Annotated in this window: 13 protein-coding genes; 6 read left to right on the forward strand and 7 right to left on the reverse strand. The window is 69.5% G+C overall.

The features are described from left to right. Positions 1–20 precede the first annotated feature (20 nt). From RM788_RS03400 to RM788_RS03420, 5 genes are all read right to left on the reverse strand, one after another. Complete coding sequence (locus RM788_RS03400; protein ID WP_315930007.1) at positions 21–1,373, reverse strand: glycoside hydrolase family 10 protein; 1,353 nt, start codon at positions 1,371–1,373, stop codon at positions 21–23. A 195-nt stretch (positions 1,374–1,568) separates the two neighbouring features. Continuing rightward, positions 1,569–3,098 (reverse strand): glycoside hydrolase family 43 protein, encoded by a 1,530-nt coding sequence (locus RM788_RS03405; RefSeq protein WP_315930008.1) that lies wholly within the window; start codon positions 3,096–3,098, stop codon positions 1,569–1,571. A 26-nt stretch (positions 3,099–3,124) separates the two neighbouring features. Beyond that, positions 3,125–3,973 (reverse strand): carbohydrate ABC transporter permease, encoded by an 849-nt coding sequence (locus RM788_RS03410; protein WP_315930009.1) that lies wholly within the window; start codon positions 3,971–3,973, stop codon positions 3,125–3,127. Next, positions 3,970–4,920, reverse strand: coding sequence for a carbohydrate ABC transporter permease (locus RM788_RS03415; RefSeq protein ID WP_315930010.1), 951 nt, complete (start codon positions 4,918–4,920; stop codon positions 3,970–3,972). Before RM788_RS03415 ends, RM788_RS03410 begins: the two co-directional genes overlap by 4 nt. A gap of 5 nt (positions 4,921–4,925) precedes the next feature. Further along, entirely contained in the window at positions 4,926–6,188 is a 1,263-nt protein-coding gene (locus tag RM788_RS03420) for an extracellular solute-binding protein (RefSeq protein ID WP_315930011.1), read from the reverse strand. A gap of 556 nt (positions 6,189–6,744) precedes the next feature. Between RM788_RS03420 and RM788_RS03425 the strand changes: the two genes are divergently transcribed. The 5 genes from RM788_RS03425 to RM788_RS03445 all read left to right on the forward strand — a co-directional run bounded on the left by RM788_RS03425 (position 6,745) and on the right by RM788_RS03445 (position 13,776). Further along, positions 6,745–8,001 (forward strand): cellulose binding domain-containing protein, encoded by a 1,257-nt coding sequence (locus RM788_RS03425; protein WP_315930012.1) that lies wholly within the window; start codon positions 6,745–6,747, stop codon positions 7,999–8,001. 114 nt (positions 8,002–8,115) lie between these two features. Continuing rightward, positions 8,116–10,236: a family 43 glycosylhydrolase gene (locus RM788_RS03430; RefSeq protein WP_315930013.1), complete on the forward strand. Its 2,121-nt coding sequence runs from the start codon at positions 8,116–8,118 to the stop codon at positions 10,234–10,236. Positions 10,237–10,300: 64 nt separating this feature from the next. Further along, positions 10,301–12,415, forward strand: coding sequence for a PQQ-dependent sugar dehydrogenase (locus tag RM788_RS03435; protein WP_315930014.1), 2,115 nt, complete (start codon positions 10,301–10,303; stop codon positions 12,413–12,415). A gap of 69 nt (positions 12,416–12,484) precedes the next feature. Continuing rightward, positions 12,485–13,507: an SMP-30/gluconolactonase/LRE family protein gene (locus RM788_RS03440; protein WP_315930015.1), complete on the forward strand. Its 1,023-nt coding sequence runs from the start codon at positions 12,485–12,487 to the stop codon at positions 13,505–13,507. Between the two features lie 8 nt (positions 13,508–13,515). Beyond that, entirely contained in the window at positions 13,516–13,776 is a 261-nt protein-coding gene (locus tag RM788_RS03445) for a LuxR C-terminal-related transcriptional regulator (RefSeq protein ID WP_315930016.1), read from the forward strand. Between the two features lie 70 nt (positions 13,777–13,846). On the opposite strand, the gene RM788_RS03450 is transcribed toward RM788_RS03445, so the two are convergent. Both RM788_RS03450 and RM788_RS03455 read right to left on the reverse strand, forming a co-directional pair. Further along, positions 13,847–14,941 carry a ricin-type beta-trefoil lectin domain protein gene (locus RM788_RS03450; RefSeq protein WP_315930017.1) on the reverse strand — a complete coding sequence of 365 codons (1,095 nt, stop codon included), beginning with the start codon at positions 14,939–14,941 and terminating at the stop codon, positions 13,847–13,849. Between the two features lie 16 nt (positions 14,942–14,957). After that, complete coding sequence (locus RM788_RS03455) at positions 14,958–16,601, reverse strand: glycoside hydrolase family 27 protein (RefSeq protein WP_315930018.1); 1,644 nt, start codon at positions 16,599–16,601, stop codon at positions 14,958–14,960. 385 nt (positions 16,602–16,986) lie between these two features. Here RM788_RS03455 and RM788_RS03460 point away from each other — a divergent pair, with 385 nt between their 5' ends. After that, positions 16,987–17,550 carry a DJ-1/PfpI family protein gene (locus RM788_RS03460; RefSeq protein WP_315930019.1) on the forward strand — a complete coding sequence of 188 codons (564 nt, stop codon included), beginning with the start codon at positions 16,987–16,989 and terminating at the stop codon, positions 17,548–17,550. Positions 17,551–17,661: the final 111 nt, after the last annotated feature.

Consider the following 17,661-nt stretch of genomic DNA (forward strand, 5'->3'; position numbering starts at 1 on the left):
GTGGGCCCTCCCGCGCCCGGTCAGCCAGTGCTGCAGGTCAGGCTGGGCCAGTTCCAGTTGCCGTTGTGCTGGATGGTGAAGCCGAACGAGTTGCCGCTGCCGTTGGGGCGGGCGGTCATCACGTTGCCGCTGGAATCCCAGGTGGCGCTGGTGTTCCAGGTGGAGATGACCTTCTGCGGCGAGCTGACGGTGACCGTGACGACCCAGTTGTCGGTGCCCGAGACAGTGACGTTGCCGTTGAAGCGGTCGTTCCACTTCTGGCCCTCGGAGTACGTCGCGGTGCAGCCGCCGGGCTGCGGGTTCTGCGTGGTGGTGGTAGTAGTGGTGGTGGTCGGGTCCGTCGGGTTCGTGCCGCCTGCGTTGAGGGCGTTCAGGACCGAGGTGTACGCGGCCTTCTTGTTGCCGGAGCCGTCGAACAGCAGCGGGGTGCCCGAGGAGCGCCAGGAGTCGCTGTCGCGGATGCCCCACACGGTGATGCCGTTGCAGCGGGCGACGGCCATGCAGGCCTGCACGACGCGCTGGTAGTTCGAGGCCTGCGAGGAGCCGGAGCCCTCGATGTCCAGCTCGGTGATCTGCACGTCCACGCCGAGCGCGGCGAAGCTGGACAGGGTGGTCTGGTAGTTGGACGGCACCGGGCTGTTGCTGTTGAAGTGGGACTGGAAGCCGACGCAGTCGATCGGGACGCCGCGGGACTTGAAGTCCTGCACCATCCGGTACACGCCCTGGGTCTTGGCCTGGCCCCAGTCGTCGGTGTTGTAGTCGTTGTAGCAGAGCTTCGTGTTCGGGTCCGCCGCCCGAGCCGCGCGGAACGCGGCCTCGATCCAGTCGTTGCCGGTGCGTTGGAGGTTGGAGTCGCGTCGGCCGCCGCTGTTGCCGTCGGCGAACGCCTCGTTGACCACGTCCCAGGAGTAGAGCTGGCCCTTGTAGTGGGTCGCGACCTGGGTGACGTGGTTGAGCATGGCCGAGCGCAGTGTGCTGCCGGACATGTTCTGCATCCAGCCCGGTTGCTGCGAGTACCACGCGAGGGTGTGTCCGCGCACCCGCATGCCCTGTGCCTTGGCATGGGCGACGATCCGGTCGGCGTTGCCGTAGGAGAACTGCCCCTGGTTGGGCTCGGTCGCGTCGATCTTCATCTCGTTCTCGGGCGTCACCATGTTGAACTCGCGGTTCAGGATGCCCACGTACGTCTGGTCCGAGAGCTTGTTCGCCGCGACCGCCGTACCGAAGTAACGACCGCTCTGCGCGGCGGCGGCGCCGAGTGTGGAGGCGGCTCCGCTGGCGGGCGCCGCCATCAGGACGGCGGCACCGGCCACGGCGGCGAGCAGGGAGGACACCAGGGCGATTCGTGGGACTGACTTCGCTGTCAGCGGCATATCAGCACTTCCTGTGGGTCGTCGGCGACTCTCACCGTCACCGAAACTTTCTGAAGTATTGCCGAAACAAAGCGGTCGTTCAAGACCCCGGTTCACTCTGCTGAATCAAGCGCCAACCTCAGTACTTTCCATGCACAACGCCAAATAAGCCGTGCACGAAACAAATTCGCGAACGGCTTACGGCCTTCGAAAGTTTCACTCGGTCATGGGCGCTCCGGGTCCTTCGAGCGGGCTGTGCTCGAACCAGTCGAACCACGCGGTGCCCGCGGTGGCGTACATGCCGATCACCCGGCCGGTGAAGCCGGTGGCGACCTCCGTGGACAGGTACCGGCCGTCGAGTTCGGCGAACCGCTCCCCGTCCACGTGGAAGGCGATGAAGTCCGGAGCGGCGACGTGGAGACCTGTCGGCGTCCCTTCGGCGGGTGGGCGCTCCCCCGCCGGACCGGTGGTGATCACCAGGGTCACCGGACCGGGTGGCACGGAGCGCAGGGCCAACCGCTGGCGCAGCGGACCGATGCGGGCGATGACGCCGACCTGCCCGTCGGCGACCTCGAGGTCGTAGTGGTGGGCCTCGTCCATGCGGATCGACAGACCCGCGCGACCCGAGCCGGGGTCCAGCAGCACGGCGGTCCGACTCGCGGGGTGTTCCTGGCGCCTACCGATGAAGGTGCAGCCGGGCCGGTCCAAAGTGGACCCCGAAGCGCGCAGGGCCAGCCAACCCGGCCGCGCGGTCAGCGACCAGAACTCGTCCGGTCGCGACCGCGGCGAGATCCACCGGGGGTCGAGCAGGGGCGCGTCGAAGTCGTCGCGCCGCGGGACCTCCTCCACCGGCAGCGGGCGACCCGGCGCCCGTTCCCGGAGGTTCACCGGGCCCACGACCGGCCAGCCGTCCTGCCAGCGCACGGGGGTGAGGAAGGTTTCGCGGCCCATGACGTGGAAGCCGGGGCTGTACCCGCGAGGTCGGGTGGCGAGCAGGACCATCCACCACTCGCCGTCCGGGGTGGTGACGAGGTCGGCGTGGCCGGTGCTCTGGACGGGGTGGTCGGTGCCGCGGTGGGTCAGGATCGGGTTGGACGGCGCGGCCTCCCACGGACCGCGTGGCGAACGGGCGCGCGCCATGGCCACGGTGTGGCCGCGTTCGGTGCCGCCCTCGGCGATCATCAGGTACCACCACTCGCGGATCCGGTACAGGTGGGGCGCTTCGGGCCACTGCAACCCGGTTCCGGACCACGCCGGGAACGGACCTTCGAGCACCTTCCCCGCCTCGGGGTCGACGCGGGCCACCTGCACGCCCTGGAAGGCGCACCAGCAGTTGCCGTCGCTGTCCCACGCCAGGTCGGGGTCGATGCCCGGCAGGTCGATCCACACCGGGTCCGACCACGGGCCCTCGGGCCGCTCGGCGCTCACGATGAAGTTGCCGCCCTGCGAGACGTTCGTGGTGATCATCCAGAACCGGCCGTCGTGGTGGCGGATCGTGGGCGCGTAGATGCCGTCGGACGCCGACGCGTCCGGCGGCAGCGGCAGTTGGGAGGGCCGGTCCAGGACGTTGCCGATCTGCCGCCAGCGCACCAGGTCGCGGCTGTGGAACAGCGGCACGCCGGGGAAGTACTCGAAGCTGGAGCACACCAGGTAGTAGTCCTCGCCTACCCGGCAGACGCTGGGGTCGGGGTGGAATCCTGGGATGACGGGGTTGTCGTAGTGCCGAGGAGTGGTTTCCGCGTCCACGGGTCTGTTCCCTCCAGGGTGTGGTGTCAGCCCTTGAAAGCGCCGTCGAGGATGCCCGCGACCATGCGTCGTCCGACCAGGACGAACAGCACGACCAGCGGGGCGGTGGCCAGGAACGAGCCGGACATGGCCAATCCGAGGTCGACGTCGTAGCTGTTCTGCAGGGCTTTGATGGCGATCTGGGCGGTGTAGCGCTCGGGCGTTTTGAGCACGATGAACGGCCAGAGGAAGTCGTTCCACGCGGTGACGAAGCCGAACAGGCCCAGTACGAACGCCGCCGGGCGCACGATGGGGAAGGCGATGCGCCAGAACACCTGCCACGAGTTCGCGCCGTCGATGGTCGCCGCCTGCACCAGTTCGTCGCTGATCGTGGCGGTTATGTGCTGGCGCATCCAGAAGATGCCGAACGCGCTGGCGAGACCGGGGACGACCAGGGCTTGCAGCGTGTCGACCCAGCCCAGCGTCGACATGATCATGTACTGCGGGATGATCGACAGCTGGGTGGGCACGGTCATGGTGAGCACGACGACCAGGAACAGGGTGTTGCGGCCCGGAAAGCTGAGCTTGGCGAAGGCGAATCCGGCCAACGCGCACAACACCGCCTGGCCCGCGCCGATGGCGGTGGCCACGAACAGGCTGTTGAGCAAGGCCCGCACGAACGGCACGGTGTCCAGCACCAGGCCGACGAGGTGGAAGAAGTTGTCGCCCGGCACGACCGCCGGAGGCATCCGCGTCGCGGTCGCGGTGTCGGACGTGGCGACGACGAACATCCAGTACAGCGGGAACAGGCAGGCGACCGTGGCGGCGGACAGCAGCAGGTAGGTCCACCAGCGGACCCGGCCGTGGGGGCGGCGGCGCGCGGTGGCGGTCGTCACCGGTCCGCCCTGATCCGCGTGGACAGCAGGTAGTTGATCGCGGCGATCACCACCACCACGACGAACAGCGCCACGCCGACCGCCGAGCCGTAGCCGAACTCGAACTCCCCGAATCCCTGCTCGTAGAGGAACAGCGTCAGCGTCTGGCACTGCCGCACCGCGCCGCACGTCAGCGGGGCGCCCGTGGCGATCAGCAGGGGCTCGGTGAAGATCTGGAGCCCACCGATGGTCGAGGTGACCACGGTGAAGATGATCACCGGTCGCAGCGAGGGGACGGTGATGTGGCGGAACCGCTGCCACGGGCCCGCGCCGTCGATGGCGGCGGCCTCGTAGACCGCGAGCGGCACCGCTTGCAGCGAGGCGAGGTAGAGCAGCGTGGTGTAGCCGAACCACCGCCAGACCACCATCGTGGCGATCAGCACGTGACTGCCCACCGCGGACTGGACGAAGTCCACCGGCGCCACGCCGACCAGCCCGAGCACCCAGTTCAGCATCCCGTAGTCGCGGTCGAACAGCTGCGCGAAGACGATCGCCGTGGCCGCCACGGAGGTGACGTACGGGATGAGGACCGACATGCGGAAGAACAGCGCGAACCGCAGCCGGGCGTGGTTGAGCACGTGCGCGAGCACCAGTGCCAGCAGCAGCTGCGGGACGGTGGACAGGAACCAGATGCTCACGGTGTTGCGGGCGGCGTTCCAGAACCGGGGATCGGCGAACATCCGGGTGAAGTTGTCCGCGCCGATGAACACCCGGTCCCCGATGGGGTTCCAGTCGAACAGCGCGACGTAGAACGTGAAGGCGAGCGGGAACAGCCCGAAGACCGCGAAGAGGACGAAGAACGGGGCGATGTAGGCGTAGGGCGACAGGCGTTCGCGCCATCCGCGGACCGCCTTGGGGACGAGGGGCGGTGGTGCGGCCCGCGGCGCGGGAACGAGCGTGATGGCCACTCCGCTCACCCGATGGCGGTCTTGATGTTGCGCAGGGCGTCGTCCCACGCGGTGGCCGGGTCGCCGCCGCTCTGCTCGACGTTGGTGATGGAGTTGAGGAACTCCTGCCCGATGGTGGCGCTGTCCGGGCCGATGTAGAACGGTTTGAGGCCCAGCAGGGAATCGGTGTAGATCTTGCCGGTCGGCGCGTCGGAGAAGAACGGGTCCTTCGACGAGACGAGCTTCGCGTCCTGGTACACCGAGGGGGTCGACGGCAGCGCGCCGACGCGGCCGAAGTGCTCCAACTGCCCCTGGGGCGACTGCATCTCCTTGATGTAGTCCCAGGCCGCCTGCGGGTTCTTCGCGCGCTTGGGGATGGCCAGGTAGCTGCCGCCCCAGTTGCCCGAGCCGCCGGGGATCTTCGCGATTCCCCACTTCCCCGAGGTGTCGGGGGCGTTGCTGCGGATGGTGTTGAGCATCCACGACGGCGCGGACACGGCCGCGTACTGGCCCTGCGCCATCCCGGCGCTCCAGGCGGGCTCGAACGACGACTGCCCTGCGGTGATCCCGGCCGTCGCCGCCTCGACGCCGAGGTCGAACGCCGCCCTCACCTGCGGGTTGCGGTCGTAGACCAGGTCGCGCGAGTCGCTGTAGTACTTCTCGGACACCTGGTTGACCGCCTGGTAGAACACGCTGGTGGCCGCGTTGTCGGTGAAAGCCCTGCCGGTGGCCTGCTTGTAGCGCTTCCCGGTCTCGATGAACGCGTCCCACGTCGGCCACAGGGCGTTGACGGCGTCCGGCTCGGTCGGCAGCCCGGCGGCGGCGAACAGGTCGGTCCGGTAGGCGACGGCCATGCCGCCCACGTCGGTCGGCAGGCCCAGGACCTCGCCGTCCTTCGCGACGCTCTGCTTCATGACCCAGTCCAGGTAGTCGCCCTTGAGGTCGTCGGCGCCCAGCGTCCGCAGGTCGACGAAGTTCTGGGGCTGTTGCACGAACTTGGGCAGGTTGTCGCCCTGGATGAGGACCAGGTCCGGGACCTTGCCGCCCGCCAGCGCCGTCGTCAGCGCCTGGGCCGTCTCGGTCGAGGTGCCCACCTCGGTCAGCTTGACCTCGACGTCCGGGCGCTTGCCCCGGTAGGCGTCCACGGACGCCTTCTGGTTGATGGCGGCGAACGACCAGAACTCGAACGACTTGCCGTCCCCTCCGCCCCCGGCACCCGAACCGGGGGTGCAGGCGGCGGACAGCGCCAGTGCTCCGACGGCGAGCAGCAGGGGCAAGCGGTGGGTCACGGGGCTTCTCCAAGTCTGCGAGCGAGCGGAGCGCGGGAAATCTGTCCGAACTCCGCACGGGAGATGCCTGCGACTCCGGCCACAACGGTGGCGCGCGGACATCGGGCGACGCGTTCGCAGGAGTTCCACCTGCTCAGCGCCGCCATCACGGTAACCAGGGCCGTGAGCGACGGTCAATGCCCTTGAGGTGCTAAATGTTCGCGCTAACTTTAGCTGGAAGTCGACCGCACAATGCGACAGGTGATCCGCGACGCCTGGTTCATCCGCGCGAATCGGACGATTACTCCTTGACCAAAGGTATTTCTTCGTCCACAGTCTGAAGTGCCCGACCGCACACGGACATTCGACGTGCAGCGCGAAAATCAGTCCATTGTGGAATGGACGCTCTTGATTGTTAGCGCTAACAGTCCACCGGGAGCCGGTGGGCGGGATCGGCCACGGCGACCGGGTCCGCGCGGGCAGACGACCTGACAGCTCCGGTGCCCCCTTCCCCGTTTCAGGGGCGGGGTGGGGGCACCGGTCCCCTCCCGCCGCCAGTCGTGACCGAGGAGAAGCGATGACCGCGCCCAGGATCGACTCCCGCACCCGGCGAGCGGCGGCCGCCGGGATCACCGTGTCGTTGATGGCGGGCGCCGCCGCGCTGATCGGTTCGCAGCCCGCTTCGGCGGCCGCGGGCTGCCGGGTCGACTACGCGGTCGGTTCCGCGTGGTCGGGCGGGTTCGGCGCGAGCGTGGTCGTCACGAACCTGGGCGACCGGGTGAACGGATGGCGGCTGTCCTGGACCTTCCCCGGCGACGAGCGCATCACGCAGTCGTGGAACGGCACCCACACCCAATCCGGCGCGCAGGTGACCGCGACCAACGCCGCGTGGAACGGCGACCTCGCCACCGGCGGGACGGTCTCGTTCGGCTTCAACGCCACCTCGGGCGCCAATCCGACGGCGCCTTCGGCGTTCACGCTCAACGGCGTGTTGTGCACCGGCTCCGCAACACCCACGACGACCACCACGACAACGACCACGACGCCGCCGCAGGACCACCCCATGGTGGACAACGACTTCGCCGTCACCCGCGAAGGCGCCTACGGCGACAACCGCTTCACCGTCTTCCGCCCGTCGAACCCGCAGGCACTCGGACGCCCGCTGCCCGTGCTGGCGTTCGGCAACGGCGCGTGCGCGCACACGAACAACAGCGAGGTCACGCGGATCCTGACGATCGTCGCGTCGAAGGGGTTCGCCGTGGTGGACATCGGATCGGCGAACGGCGCGGCCAACGGCCTGCCCAGCGGCTCCCCCATCCCGTCCCTGCTCACCGACGCGATCACCTGGGCCGAGCGCGAGCAGGTCCGCTCCGGATCGCCGCTGTCCCAACGGCTCGACCTGACCAGGGTGGCCACCGCGGGCCACTCGTGCGGCGGCCTGGAAGCCCTCGTCGCCGCCCAGGACCGCCGGGTGTCCGCCGTGGTCTCGTTGGACAGCGGCTTCTTCGCCGACGGCTCCTTCGGCTACCCCCGCTCCGAACTCGCGAAGCTGCACACACCCGCGCTGTTCATGGACGGCGGCTCCTCGGACATCGCCTACGCCAACAACCAGGCCAACTACGACCAGGCGGGCGTTCCCGCCGTGCTCGCCCGGCACCCCCAGGCAGGCCACGTCGGGTTCATCACCGGCAACCAGGCGACCGACGGCATGACGACCGTCGTCCAGTTCCTGGACATGGTGCTCAACGGCAACCAGGCGGCGCGGTCCTACGTCCTCGACCCGTCCGGACTGGCCGGCAGGTCACCGTGGACGGTGGCCAAGAAGAACTTCTGACCCCGCGGGCGGGCGCCTCGGCGACCGGACCCCCCGCGAGGTGACCCGGTCGGCGAACACCCCCGGCTCGAAGCGATGAACGACTCCCGAACCACGACGAAGTGGAGAACGCCCATGACCGGGTCGGGCCCGCAGCCGCGCACCTCTGTTCCGCGAGTCCGCAGGAGGCGCGGCCTGGCCGGTCTCGCCGCCGCTGTCGCCGTCGTGCTGCTCGGCGGTCTGATGACGGCTCTGGGCGCGTCGTCCGCGGCCGCGGCGACCGTCGACACCACGGCCTGGTACGTCCTGGTCAACCGCACCAGCGGCAAGGCCCTGGACCTCTACAACCTCGCCACCAACGACGGCGCCCGCATCACCCAGTGGACCCGCAACGACGGCAACCAGCAGCAGTGGCAGTTCGTCGACTCCGGCGGCGGCTACTACCGGCTCAAGTCCCGCCACTCCGGCAAGGTCCTCGACGTCAGCGGCTCCTCCACCGCCGACGGCGGGGCGATCGTGCAGTGGAGCGACAACGGCGGCACCAACCAGCAGTTCCGCCTGGCGGACTCCGACGGCGGATACGTCCGCCTGATCAACCGCAACAGCTCCAAGGCGGTGGAGGTCCAGAACGCGGCCAACACCGACGGCGCGAACGTCGTGCAGTACAGCGACTGGGGCGGCGCCAACCAGCAGTGGCAACTCGTCCGGGTCGGCGGTGGCACCGGCCCCACCACCACGACCACGACCCCGCAGACGCCGGGCGGCCAGTACACCAACCCGGTGGTGTGGCAGGACTTCGCCGACGTCGAGGTCATCCGGGTCGGCGACGCGTACTACATGACCGCGTCGACGATGCACTACTCGCCCGGCGCGCCGGTCCTGCGCTCCTACGACCTGGTCAACTGGGAGTTCGCCGGCCACTCGGTGCCGTCGTTGGACTTCGGCTCGAAGTACGACCTGACCAACGGGCAACGCGCCTACGTCAACGGCATCTGGGCGTCGACGCTCCAGTACCGCGCCAGCAACCGCACCTACTACTGGGCCGGGTGCATCGACTTCAACGACACGTACATCTACACCGCGACCAGCGTCGAGGGGCAGTGGAGCAAGCACGCCCAGATCGACAACTGCTATTACGACGCGGGCATGCTCATCGACGACGACGACACGATGTACGTCGCCTACGGCAACGGCACCATCAGCGTCGCCCAGCTCTCGGCGGACGGGCGCAGCCAGGTCCGCGCGCAGCAGGTCTTCCAGACCCCGTCGAACATCGGCACGCTGGAGGGCTCCCGGTTCTACAAGCGCGGCAACAGCTACTACATCTGGGTCACCCGGCCCGCCAACGGCCAGTACGTGCTCAAGTCGGACAACGGTCCCTTCGGCCCGTACACGGTACGGCAGGTGCTGCTCGACCTGCCCGGCCCGATCTCCGGCGGCGGCGTGCCCCACCAGGGCGGCCTGGTGCAGACCCAGAACGGCTCCTGGTACTACATGTCGTTCGTCGACGCCTACCCCGGCGGACGCGTCCCGGCCCTCGCGCCCATCACCTGGACCTCCGACGGGTGGCCGACCCTCCAGACGGTCAACGGCAGGTGGGGCGTCAACTACCCCTCGCCGCTGCCGATCCACCCGGTCAAGCCGCTCACCGGGTCGGACACCTTCCAGGGGACGGCGCTGGGTCCGCAGTGGGAGTGGAACCACGACCCGGACACCTCGCGCTACTCGGTGAACAACGGCTTGACGTTGCAGACGGCCACCGTCACCAACGACCTCTACGCCGCCCGCAACACCCTGACCCACCGCATCCAGGGACCGACGTCCACGGCCACCGTGGAACTGGACTACAGCACGATGCGCGACGGCGACCGGTCCGGCCTGGCGATGCTGCGCCAGTCCTCGGCCTGGATCGGCGTCAGGCGCGACAACGGCCAGACCCGCGTGGTGATGACCAACGGCCTGACCATGGACGGCAGCTGGCGCACCACCGGCACCGGCACCGAGGCGGCGAGCGCCGCGGTCAGCGGCGGTCGGATCTGGCTGCGGACCAACGCCGACATCCAACCTGGCTCCAGCCGCGTCGCGAGGTTCTCCTACAGCACCGACGGCGTGAACTTCACCTCGCTCGGTCCGGCGTTCACGCTGAACAACACCTGGCAGTTCTTCATGGGCTACCGCTTCGGGGTCTTCAACTTCGCCACCCAGGCCCTTGGCGGATCGGTGACCGTCCGCGAGTTCGACCTGACCACTCCCTGACTGCGCGGGCAACCGCGCGGGCGACGACGACCCGATCCGATCCGCACCCGGTGGGAGGAACACCATGCGAGAACGTTGTGCCGTCCGGAAGAGCGCTGCCACCCGCTGGCGGTTCAGAGCCGCGTGCACCGCGGCCCTGGCGGTTCTGGGCGTCGTCCTGCCGCTACCGGCCGCGTCCGCGGCCACCGTGGACACCAGCGCCTCCTACGTGCTCGTCAACCGCAACAGCGGCAAGGCGCTCGACGTGTACGGCCGCTCCACGGCCGAGGGTGCCCGGATCTCCCAGTACACCCGCAACGACGGTGCCTGGCAGCAGTGGCGGTTCGTCGACTCGGGTGACGGCTACTACCGCGTGAGGTCCGTGCACAGCAACAAGGTGCTGGGGTTCTCGTCCACCGCCGACCGAACCGGCCTGACGCAGGGCACCGATGCCGACCGCCCCGCCCAGCAGTTCCGGTTGGCCGACTCCACCGGCGGATACGTGCGCCTGCTCAACCGGGCCAGCGGCAAGGCCGTGGACGTCTCCGGCTCCTCCACCGCCGACGGCGCGCAGGTCGTCCAGTCGCCCGACGTCGGTGGGACCAACCAGCAGTGGCGGCTGGTCAGGCTCGGTGCCGACACCACACCCCCGAGCGCGCCGGGCAACCCCCGCGCCTCGAACCTGACGTGCAGCGGGGTGGGGTTCTCGTGGTCGGCGTCGACCGACGACGTCGCGGTGGCGTTCTACGACGTCTACCACGACGGGCAGCTCGTGACCTCGGTGCCGGGCACGGTGCTGTCGGCCGACCTGACCGTCGTGCCGGGGGCCACCTGGGGCCTGTACGTCAACGCCCGTGACGCCGCGGGCAACGTCTCCCAGGCCAGCGCCACGGTCACCATCACCGCGCCGCAGTGCCAGGCCGACACCGAACCGCCCACCACGCCCACCGGCGTGACGGCGACCGCGTCGGGCACCACGGTCACCGTGCGCTGGACGCCGTCCACCGACAACGTCGGCGTCGCGGGCTACGAGGTCCTGCGCGACGGCACGCAGGTCGGGTCGACGAGCGGGGCGGCCACGACCTCGTTCACCGACAGCGGCCTGACCGCCGGAACCCGCTACCAGTACCGGGTGCGGGCGCGTGACGCGCAGGCCAACCGCTCCGCTGCGAGCACGGCCGTCGCGGTCACCACGGGAAGCTCCTGTTCCACGGCGCTGTGCTCGGTCACCAGGGTCGCCGCCGAGACCGACCTGCCCTGGGGCCTGACCACCCTGCCCGGCGGGCAGGTGCTCTACGGCCGCCGCGACACCTTCGAGCTCGTCCGCCTCGACCCCGCCACCGGTACGAAGACCGTCGTCGGGCGCGTGCCCAACGCCGCGGGCACCGACGGGGAGGGCGGGGTGCTGGGCATCGCCGTGGCGACCGACTTCACCGCCGACCCGTGGGTGTACGTCCTGCACACCACCTCGACCGACAACCGGGTCGTGCGAATCCGCTACACCGACGGCGCGCTCACGGGCACCCCGCAGGTGCTGCTCACCGGCATCCCGCGCAACAAGTACCACAACGGCGGCCGCCTTCGGTTCGGACCGGACGGCACGCTCTACATCGCCACCGGCGACGGCCAGAACGGTGACTGGGCCCAGGAACTCGACAACCTCGCGGGCAAGGTCCTGCGCGTCAACCGCGACGGCACCATCCCGTCGGACAACCCCTTCGGCACCGCGGTGTGGAGCTACGGCCACCGCAACCCGCAGGGCCTGGCGTTCGACTCCCAGGGGCGGCTGTGGGAGCAAGAGTTCGGCAACTCCGTCATGGACGAGACCAACCTGATCGTGCGCGGCGGCAACTACGGCTGGCCGATCTGCGAGGGCACGACCGGCAGTTGCGGCGAACCCGGCTTCGTCGCGCCCAAGCGCACCTACCCCGTCGCCGACGGTTCGTGCAGCGGCATCGCCGTCGTCCGGGACGCCCTGTACATCGCCTGCCTGCGCGGAGCGCGCCTGTACCGGGCCGAGATCTCCGGCGAGAGCCTGACCAACGTCCAGCAGTACCTCACCGGCACCTACGGGCGGCTGCGCACCGTGGAGCCGTCCGCCGACGGCGGTCTGTGGCTGACCACCAGCACACGGGGCGACAAGGACAGCATCGCCAACAACAGCAACGAAAGCATCCTCAAGGTCGAACTGGGACGGTGACCCGGCGGCGGGGCGGGCGACCGCCCCGCCGTCGGTCCACGACCGCCCCGATCGCGAAAGGGAGTCGCCATGACCCACCGCAGGACATCGCGCCGGCGCCGCGCGCGGACGCTGACGGCGGTGGCGATCGCCGTCGCGGGAGCCGTGGCGCCCGCGGCCCCCGGCGCGTCCGCCGCCGCCGCGACGGCCTCACCGTGCACGCCCGGAGCGACCTACGGCCCGCCGCTGCCGACGCAGGCGGTGGCGTCGCAGCTCATCAGGGGAGGGTTCAACTTCCTCGAGGGCCCCACCTGGGACCAGCGGACCGGCACCCTGCTGCTGTCGAACATGCAGAACCCCACGGGCCCCCAGGGCGTGCAACCGTCGGCGGTGCTGCGGTACACGCCTCCGGCCACCTTCGAGACGTTCATCGCCGCCTCGGGCAGCAACGGTCTGGCGATCTCCCCCGACGGCACGCGGCTGCTCGCCGCCACCCACGACAACCGCACCCTCTCCTCCTACAGCCTGGCCGACCGCAGCCGGACGACGGTCGCGGCCAATTACCAGGGCCGCGCGTTCAACTCGCCCAACGACCTGACGACCGGCCAGGACGGCACCACGTACTTCACCGATCCCAACTACCAGCGCGGCAACCGCGCCGACGAGCAGGGCGGTCGCACCGGGGTCTTCCGCGTCCGCGGCGGCGTGGTCAGCCTCGTCGACAACTCGCTGCCGCAGCCCAACGGCGTCGTCCTGTCCCCTGACGGCAAGACGCTCTACGTGGGGGCCACCGGCGCCAACACGATCGTGAAGTACTCCGTCCTCCCGGACGGCAGCACCGGTGACCGCACGACGTTCGCGACCATGCGCACGCCCGACGGGGCGACCATCGACTGCGCGGGCAACCTGTACTGGGCCTCCTACGACGAAGGGCTCGTCCACGTCTTCTCCCCGTCGGGCGCGCAGCTGGGCACCATCTCCGCCGGGCGCAACACCACCAACGCGGCGTTCGGCGGCGCGGACGGGCGGACCCTGTACCTCACCTCCGGTGTTTCCGGCGGCGGGTTCGGCCTCTACCAAGTGCGTCTCAACGTGCCCGGCAACCCGTACTGAGTGGCCCGGTGCACCGGACGGTCGTCTCCGCGGGTCCGACCGGGTCGCCCGTCCTCGAGGACGTGGACCCGGCGGACCGCGAACCCACGGAGGCGACACAGCACCTGCTGCGGCTCATGCGCACGGGGGCGATCGACGAGACCATCGCACGGGAACTGGGCGTCAGCCTCCGCACCGTGCACCGCCGGATCACCCGGCTCCAGAACCTGCTGGGCGCGCGGTCGCGATTCGAACTGGGCGTGATCACCTGCGAACGCGGATGGGTGTGACCGGGAGTGGTCGAAGGCCTGCGGTGGTCTTCCACACCGCAGGCCTTCCTGCGGGCCACGCGGGCGAAGGTCAGCGCAGTGCCCACTGCTGGTTGGCTTGGCCGCCGCACGACCAGAGGACCAGCTTGGTGCCGTTGGCCGTCCCGTGGCCGGAGGCGTCCAGGCACAGGTTCGACTGGACGCTGGTGATCGAGCCGTTCGAGTTCGCGTTCCACTGCTGGTTGGTCTGGCCGTTGCAGTCCCAGACGACCACCTGCGTGCCGTTGGCCGTGCCCTTGCCCGAGGCGTCGAGGCACTTGCCGCCGGACGTCAACTGCTTGCCCGAGGTGTAGGTCCAGGACTGGTTCGCCTGGCCGTTGCAGTCCCACAGCTGGACCTGCGTGCCGTTCGCGGTAGACCCGTTGGGCACGTCCGCGCAGCGGCCCGACTCCGCGCCGACCACCTGCTTTCCCGACGGGGCGGTGGGGTCGCCGATCGACCCCGGAACGGAGCGCAGCGCCGAGTACCACGTGGCGGCCATCTTGTCGTAGCCGGTGGCCGTGGGGTGGACGCCGTCGATCAGGTCGGCGGTGGTGAGCGCGGCGTGCATGTCGACGAGGTGGACGCGCTTGCCCGCGTTCACCTTGCCCTGCACCATTCCGGGGATCGTGGCGTTGAACGCGCGGGCGGCGGACTCCTGCCCGGAGTTGGCGATCGGGATGATCGTCGCGACGAACACGTCCGCGCTCGGGACGGCCGCCGTGATGTTGTCGACCAAGGCGGAGAGCCTGCCCGGCGCGCCGCCGACGTTGTAGTTCTGCAGCACGTCGTTGGTGCCGATGTGCAGCAGCACGGTGCGCGGGGTGGTGTTCCGCAGCCAACCGGCGATGTTGGCGTCGACCTGGTCGATCCGCCAGCCGGGGTGGCCCTCGTGGTCGTGGTCGCCGAGCGACGCGGGACCGTTGAACTGCGACCCCACGAAGTCCACCCGGTACCCGGCGGCCGCGGCGCGCTGCCACAGCCCGGTCCGGAACCCACCGGGGACCTGGGTCCCCTCGGTGATCGAGTCGCCCAACGGCATCACGCGCACGCCGCCGTTCGACTCGGCGACCGCGGATCCGGTCGATACCACCACCCCGGCGACCAGTGCCGCGACGGCGACCAGTGATCTGACGAGTGTGCGCACGGTTTCTCCTCCATGATCAGGATCGCAGGGTCCACTGCTGGTTCGTCTGACCGTTGCAGGCCCACAGGACCAGCTTGGTGCCGTTCGCGGTCGCCCTGCCGTTCGCGTCCAGGCACAGGTTGGACTGGACTCCGGTGATCGAGCCGTTCGAGTTCACGTTCCACTGCTGGTTGGTCTGGCCGTTGCAGTCCCAGACGACCACTTGCGTGCCGTTGGTCGTGCCGCGGTTGTTGGCGTCGAGGCACTTGCCGTTGACGGTCAACTGCTTCGTGGTGGTGTAGGTCCAGGATTGCCTGCTTTGCCCGTTGCAGTCCCACAGTTGCGCCTGGGTGCCGTTGACGGCTCCGTCGGGCACTTCCACGCAGCGCCCCGACTGCGTGCCGACCACCTGCCCTCCGGTGGGCTGACCGTCCGTGCCGGTCACGGTGAGCAGCACCGCCTCCCCCGCAGGCACACGGGCGGTGTAGCTCGTGGCGAAGTTGCCGAGGTCGGAAGCGGTCCAGACGTCGCGCACGGCAGCGGAGCCGGTCAGTCCGACGTTGGACCACCGGACGGTGATGTCGGCGGCCGAGGCGTTGCGGTTGAGCAGCACGACCGCGCGCCGGCCCGTGCCCGACAGCACCTTGCTGTAGACCTGGAGACCGGGCACGTCCTCCGCGACCTTGATCCCCTGACGTCCGAGGGCGTCCTGGTCCACGGCGATCATCTCGCGGTTGGTCAGCGCCGCGCGGGTGGTGGCGGTCATCTCGGTGAGCTTGTTGCCCGCCAGCAGCGGCGCGCCCGCGATCGCCCACAAGCTCAGGTGGGTGCGGTTCTGCGCGTCGCTGAACCCGGTGAGGCCGGCGACGAGCATGTCGGGGTCGTTGTGGTGGCCGGGGCTCTGCGCGCTCGCGTGCTGCGCGGAGTCGAAGTTGGTCAGCACGCGCGACATGCTCGGCCGTTCACCCCAGTAGATGATGTCACCGCTGGTGCGCCACAGGTTCGCGATGCCGGGTGCCCAGTTCCACGGCTGCTGGCCGCCCCACTCGCACACCGAGAACACCATCGTCCGGCCGGTCTGCGCCGTCGCCCTCGCGATGGAGTCGCTGATCGCGGTATAGCTGTCGCGGGCGTTCAACCCCTCGGCGGAACCGCCGCACCAGTCGACCTTGACGTAATCGAAACCCCAGCGCGAGAACTGCAGGAAGTCCTGGTCGTAGTGGCCTTCGCTGCCGGTACCCGGATACGCCGGGTGCCCGGTCGGGTAGTAGTAGCCGCAGCCGTTGCGGCCGGCATCGGTGTAGATGCCCGCCTTCAAGCCCTTGCCGTGGATGTAGTCGACGATCGCCTGCATCCCGCCGGGCCACTGCGCCGAGTCGGGGGCGATGGCACCGGAGGAGTCCCGAGCCCCTTTCCACCACCCCTCGTCGATGAGTACGTACTCGTACCCGGCGTCCTTCATGCCGGAAGACACGAGGGCGTCGGTCTGCTGTTTGATCACCGTGGCGTCGATGGCCCCGGCGAAGCCGTTCCAGGAGTTCCACCCCATCGGCGGTTTCGTGATCGGCGCGGCTCCCGACGCGGCCGTCGCGGGCAGCGGCAGCAAGGTGGTCGTCAGCGCGACGAGCAGCGCGCACACCAGCGCGGACAGCCGGGACATGAGCAAGCGGTTGCGCACCATGGTCGTTCCCTTCGGTTCAGCATCGTCGCTGTCCGTTCCACGGGCTGCCTTGCGTGCGCGCGCGACTTCAACGCGCCACTATGTTAACGCTAACGGCCGATCGTCCTCGGGCACAAGGGATTGCTGCCAACAGATTGCGCACGCGTTGAGGGATTCTTGATACTTTGGATTGTTAGCGTGAACTCGATTCGACGGCGTTCGCCGAAAACCGTGACCGTTCGACGCCTGCCCCGCACCTGTCCGGCCGATTGTGCTGGCGGCAGCCCACCCCTACGGTCGATTGGGTGATCGACCGGTTCGGCATCCGGTCCGTTCGGGAGACCCGATACCGTTCGCGCACCTCCACGAATTCTGCTGGCGCGTCGAGCGCGGATGAGGAGCGACCATGGCTCGGGTGCTGATCCTGACGGGTGACGCCGCTGAGGAACTGGACTCGATGTACCCGGTGTTCCGCCTGCGCGAGGGTGGCCACGAGGCAGTCGTGGCCGCTCCGACCACGCGGGCGGTCAAGCTGGTGGTTCACGACTTCGAGCCCGGCTGGGACGCCTACACGGAGAAGCCCGGCCACCTGCTGCCCGTGGACCTGGCGTTCGCCGACGTCGATCCCGACGAGTACGACGGGTTGGTGATCCCCGGCGGGCGGGCTCCGGAGTACATCCGGGCAATGCCCGACGTGGACCGCGTTGTGCGGCACTTCTTCGACCGGCGGCTTCCGGTCGGCACGATCTGCCATGGTCCGCAGGTGCCCGCTGCCCTCGGGCTGCTGCGGGGCCGCCGCACCGCCGCGTTCCCGCCGCTGAAGACGGACGTGGAGCTGGCGGGCGCGATGTTCGTGGACGGGCCCGACGTCGTCGACGGGGCGATGGTGTCCTGCCGCGGCTGGCCCGACCTCCCGCTCTGGTCACGGGCGTTCATGCGCGTGCTGGAGCAGTCGACCGTTCCCGCCTGAAGGACCACGACGCCCTGTCCTTCCAACAGATGTCGACGCACTGGATCACGTGGAGGCATCCGCAGTGAGTACTCGGTGATGGCGTACGCCGCGAACGGCCACGGCCATCGG

The organism is Umezawaea sp. Da 62-37 (genome assembly GCF_032460545.1).
GTDB lineage: Bacteria > Actinomycetota > Actinomycetes > Mycobacteriales > Pseudonocardiaceae > Umezawaea.

Excerpts from the sequence above, each read along its gene's own strand:
- RM788_RS03435 (WP_315930014.1), top strand. The coding sequence starts at position 10,301 with ATGCGAGAACGTTGTGCCGTCCGGAAGAGCGCTGCCACCCGCTGGCGG.
- RM788_RS03430 (WP_315930013.1), top strand. The coding sequence starts at position 8,116 with ATGACCGGGTCGGGCCCGCAGCCGCGCACCTCTGTTCCGCGAGTCCGC.
- RM788_RS03455 (WP_315930018.1), bottom strand. The coding sequence starts at position 16,601 with ATGGTGCGCAACCGCTTGCTCATGTCCCGGCTGTCCGCGCTGGTGTGC.
- RM788_RS03460 (WP_315930019.1), top strand. The coding sequence starts at position 16,987 with ATGGCTCGGGTGCTGATCCTGACGGGTGACGCCGCTGAGGAACTGGAC.
- RM788_RS03400 (WP_315930007.1), bottom strand. The coding sequence starts at position 1,373 with ATGCCGCTGACAGCGAAGTCAGTCCCACGAATCGCCCTGGTGTCCTCC.
- RM788_RS03425 (WP_315930012.1), top strand. The coding sequence starts at position 6,745 with ATGACCGCGCCCAGGATCGACTCCCGCACCCGGCGAGCGGCGGCCGCC.
- RM788_RS03440 (WP_315930015.1), top strand. The coding sequence starts at position 12,485 with ATGACCCACCGCAGGACATCGCGCCGGCGCCGCGCGCGGACGCTGACG.